The organism is Spirochaeta dissipatitropha (assembly GCF_054657935.1).
The window spans coordinates 1-3,183 of the sequence record NZ_BAAHXT010000034.1 but is presented as its reverse complement, the minus strand read 5'-3'; the positions used below and the strand labels follow the sequence as shown (position 1 = coordinate 3,183).

Here is a 3,183-nt window from a genome sequence, read left to right as displayed (position 1 = left end):
GCACGGATATACACCAGGGATCAGTTTGCAGCAGATACCTTCGAGATGCTCACTTTGTCTTACTATCAGGAGTTAAACCAGCAACGGGCAGGGATAATTGAAGATGTACTGTCCTCAGGGCGGGTGGTTCAGATATGAGTGAAGTAATTCTATCCAAAGTAGAAAGTATTCAGCGCTGTATTCAACGTGCAAGACAGGAATATATCGCTGCAGGCGATACTTTCTCAAGTGATTATACGCGTCAGGATGCTGCAATATTGAATATCACCAGAGCATGTGAGCAGACAATTGACCTTGCCAATCACCTTGTGCGACAAAGGAAACTCGGCTTGCCAAAATCTGCAAGTCACAGTTTTGACCTTCTGGCAAAGCAGACAATCATTTCCAGAGAACTCGCAACTGGACTGAAAAAAATGATCGGCTTTCGTAATCTTGCGGTCCATGAGTACCAGGACATAGAAATTGACATCGTATCATCGGTCATCACCACAAGCAGTAATGACCTGCTGGAATTCACTGAGAAAATCTTATCGACAATTCGATAAGGCAAGAATAAATTGAATAATTGAATCCAACCTACTGAGCTTTTTGCAAAATTACATTTTGCATGAGCATTCGCACCGGAATTGCTCTTCCTGCGACGCGTCCGGGTGAGAAGCGGGCATTACGGATGTGTTCCAGGGCACTGTCCTCAAAAATGCTGGCGCTGGCTGTTACAACACGAATATTTATGAGCCTTCCATCTGCTCCGATATCCACCTCAAGGACTACTGCACCTTCCAGATTTCGACGGCGAGCATCGCGAGGATACACGAGAGTCGGTGCATATATAATTGCAGGCACATCATCCACATCCAGTACAGAAAAAATCACTTCAGGAGTCTACATCACGGATCATCCTCATAACCCGGAGTTCGAAAGCAAAATGCGGAGTGCGGAGACTCACAGGTTACATGGTGCATATTGATTCCCCGGATGAACAGGAGTACACTATACACATGAGCACTAAAGACCGTCCGTTAAACCCAATGGCAGATATCTTTGTCCGGTATCTATTGATTTTATTAATGCGGTCTTTGTGCAGAAAGGTCACGAGATTGTGGTTGATCTTGAAATCCGCAATCCCTTTAACCTGGCAGCGGTACAGGGTGACAAGGAAAGTATTCTCGACGTCAAAGCGAAAGACAAGACAGGACGATGGATTAACGTGGAAGTCCAGGTCGATTCTAATGCCAGCTTCGCTCACCGCAGCCTCTACTACTGGGCCAAGAACTACTCGGATCAACTCAAATCGGGTAAATTCTTTACTGAGCTGACACCGACAATCTGCATCAACCTGCTGAATTTCGAGATCTTTCCGCAACTACCCGGCTACCATAGTTTTTTTCAGATTACCGAGCAGGATGCGCCGGAGTTCGTACTGACCGAGCACCTGCAGATCCATTTTATTGAGGTGCCCAAGAATCATCGGGAACATGCCAGTGATGTAAAGGACAGTTTGGATGCATGGTGCTATTACTTTGAAAACGAAGGTAACCTTGAGGAGGAACTAATGACAGTACTGTTAAAGGATAATCCTGCAATAGGGAGGGCTCACCAAGTCTATCAGGACTTTACCGCCAATGACGCCCTCATGGACATGGCCGAAGCTCGAGAGAAATGGCAGAAGGATGTGGGTACACGTCTGCATGATGCAGAAACACGTGGTATAAAGCAGGGTATGCAAAAGGGTATGCTGAAGAAAGCCCGTGAAGCTGCCAGAAAGATGCGGGATGAAGGTCTCGACATTGCTTTGATTTCAAGGATCACCGGCCTGTCCGAGCAGGAAATCCGGGATTTGGGCAATGAAGCAGAGGAATAGCAGATTATCATAGAAAGTAGTACAAAATTACGACAATCTCGAATAATGTGTAGCTCACAGTACGGTTTTTGCAAACCGTGACCACGCTGTATTTTGTGCACAGCAAAACTGGAAATGAACCCCATAATCGTACTATCCAGGGCTCAGGAAGTCCTGCTGGTGATGAGAATAGAGACGTATAAACAATGCACAATTCTCTTCTGTATAGACAACGTACATTATTAGCAGTACATTGTAATATAGAGAGGTGATTATTATGGCTACAAAAAGCATTACCATACGTATGGACGAGAATCTGAAAAAGCAAGCAGAAATGCTATTTGATGATATGGGGTTGAATATGACAACTGCCTTCACGATCTTCACCAAAACGGTTGTCCGCCAAGGGAAAATACCTTTTGAAATTGCTTCTGACCCATTTTACCAAGAGACAAATCAAGCCCGGCTCATGAAGTCTATTGCTCAACTTGAAGCTGGTAAAGGCAAAATACGAAATCCCATAGAGCTTGATGATGAATAAAATCTGGTCCGATGAAGCATGGGAAGACTACCTTTATTGGCAAACCCAAGACAAAAAAACATTGAAGCGAATAAACATGTTGATTCAGGATATTGATCGCAACGGCAACGCTGGCATAGGCAAACCGGAGGCTTTATCCGGAAACCTGGCAGGCTTCTGGAGCCGAAGGATTGATGAAGCAAACCGGCTGGTGTATCGTATAAAATCAGGACAGATGGAAATAGCCCAGTGCCGTAGCCATTACGGCAACTAATATAAAATCACACTCACAAATCCCAGTTCCAACAGGACTTTACCGCCAATGACGCCCTCATGGATATGGCCGAGGCTCGAGAGAAATAGCCGAAGGATGTGGGTACACGTCTGCATGATGCAGAAACACGTGGTATAAAGCAGGGTATGAAAAAGGGAATGCAGAAGAAAGCCCGTGAAGCTGCCAGAAAGATGCGGGATAAAGGTCTCGACATTTCTGGATCAGCATAGAAGGAGGCATGACAGCAAATTCTGTCACCAATTACACAATAGGCAACGGTGATTATGCCTGACGGATCACACCGAGCTTTTCGCAGTTTGTTCTTGATTTTGTAGGGCCATAATTATTGGCTATGTGAATATTTCTCTGATTTCCTGTTCTCCGACATCTATGAACCTGCCCATGACTTTGCATTCTGATCAACGGATACTTTTTGTATGATTCAGCTTGATGTTCGTTCCGTAACAGGTATCATTACTCAACATGTTCCGCAGGTTCAGGCTATATAGTTATATGGATCGGCTGTTGATCCAGCTGCCACAATCGATA

At 45.0% G+C, this 3,183-nt stretch carries 6 protein-coding genes; 5 read left to right on the top strand and 1 reads right to left on the bottom strand.

Annotated elements, in window-relative coordinates:
- The first annotated feature begins 134 nt into the window (after positions 1–134).
- Positions 135–545, top strand: a complete 411-nt coding sequence (gene hepT, locus ACYQ2L_RS17035) for a type VII toxin-antitoxin system HepT family RNase toxin (protein ID WP_460058300.1) — start codon at positions 135–137, stop codon at positions 543–545.
- A gap of 31 nt (positions 546–576) precedes the next feature.
- Here hepT and ACYQ2L_RS17030 read toward each other — a convergent pair whose 3' ends face one another.
- Positions 577–873 (bottom strand): energy transducer TonB, encoded by a 297-nt coding sequence (locus tag ACYQ2L_RS17030; RefSeq protein WP_460058298.1) that lies wholly within the window; start codon positions 871–873, stop codon positions 577–579.
- Positions 874–1,054: 181 nt separating this feature from the next.
- On the opposite strand from ACYQ2L_RS17030, the gene ACYQ2L_RS17025 reads away from it, so the two are divergent.
- The 4 genes from ACYQ2L_RS17025 (at position 1,055) to ACYQ2L_RS17010 (ending at position 2,864) form a co-directional block, all read left to right on the top strand.
- Positions 1,055–1,861 (top strand): Rpn family recombination-promoting nuclease/putative transposase, encoded by an 807-nt coding sequence (locus ACYQ2L_RS17025; RefSeq protein WP_460058302.1) that lies wholly within the window; start codon positions 1,055–1,057, stop codon positions 1,859–1,861.
- A gap of 256 nt (positions 1,862–2,117) precedes the next feature.
- On the top strand, positions 2,118–2,381 hold the full coding sequence (locus tag ACYQ2L_RS17020; RefSeq protein WP_460058296.1) for a type II toxin-antitoxin system RelB/DinJ family antitoxin: 264 nt from the start codon (positions 2,118–2,120) through the stop codon (positions 2,379–2,381).
- Positions 2,371–2,634, top strand: coding sequence for a Txe/YoeB family addiction module toxin (locus ACYQ2L_RS17015; protein WP_487247729.1), 264 nt, complete (start codon positions 2,371–2,373; stop codon positions 2,632–2,634). The genes ACYQ2L_RS17020 and ACYQ2L_RS17015 overlap by 11 nt, the downstream gene beginning before the upstream one ends.
- A gap of 98 nt (positions 2,635–2,732) precedes the next feature.
- The gene (locus ACYQ2L_RS17010) at positions 2,733–2,864 is read left to right on the top strand and encodes a hypothetical protein (RefSeq protein WP_460058292.1); all 132 of its coding nucleotides are present in this window, start codon (positions 2,733–2,735) and stop codon (positions 2,862–2,864) included.
- Positions 2,865–3,183 lie beyond the last annotated feature (319 nt).

What these genes read in the sequence shown, in the direction of transcription:
- hepT (WP_460058300.1), top strand. Translation starts at nt 135, where the DNA reads ATGAGTGAAGTAATTCTATCCAAAGTAGAAAGTATTCAGCGCTGTATT.
- ACYQ2L_RS17020 (WP_460058296.1), top strand. Translation starts at nt 2,118, where the DNA reads ATGGCTACAAAAAGCATTACCATACGTATGGACGAGAATCTGAAAAAG.
- ACYQ2L_RS17015 (WP_487247729.1), top strand. Translation starts at nt 2,371, where the DNA reads ATGATGAATAAAATCTGGTCCGATGAAGCATGGGAAGACTACCTTTAT.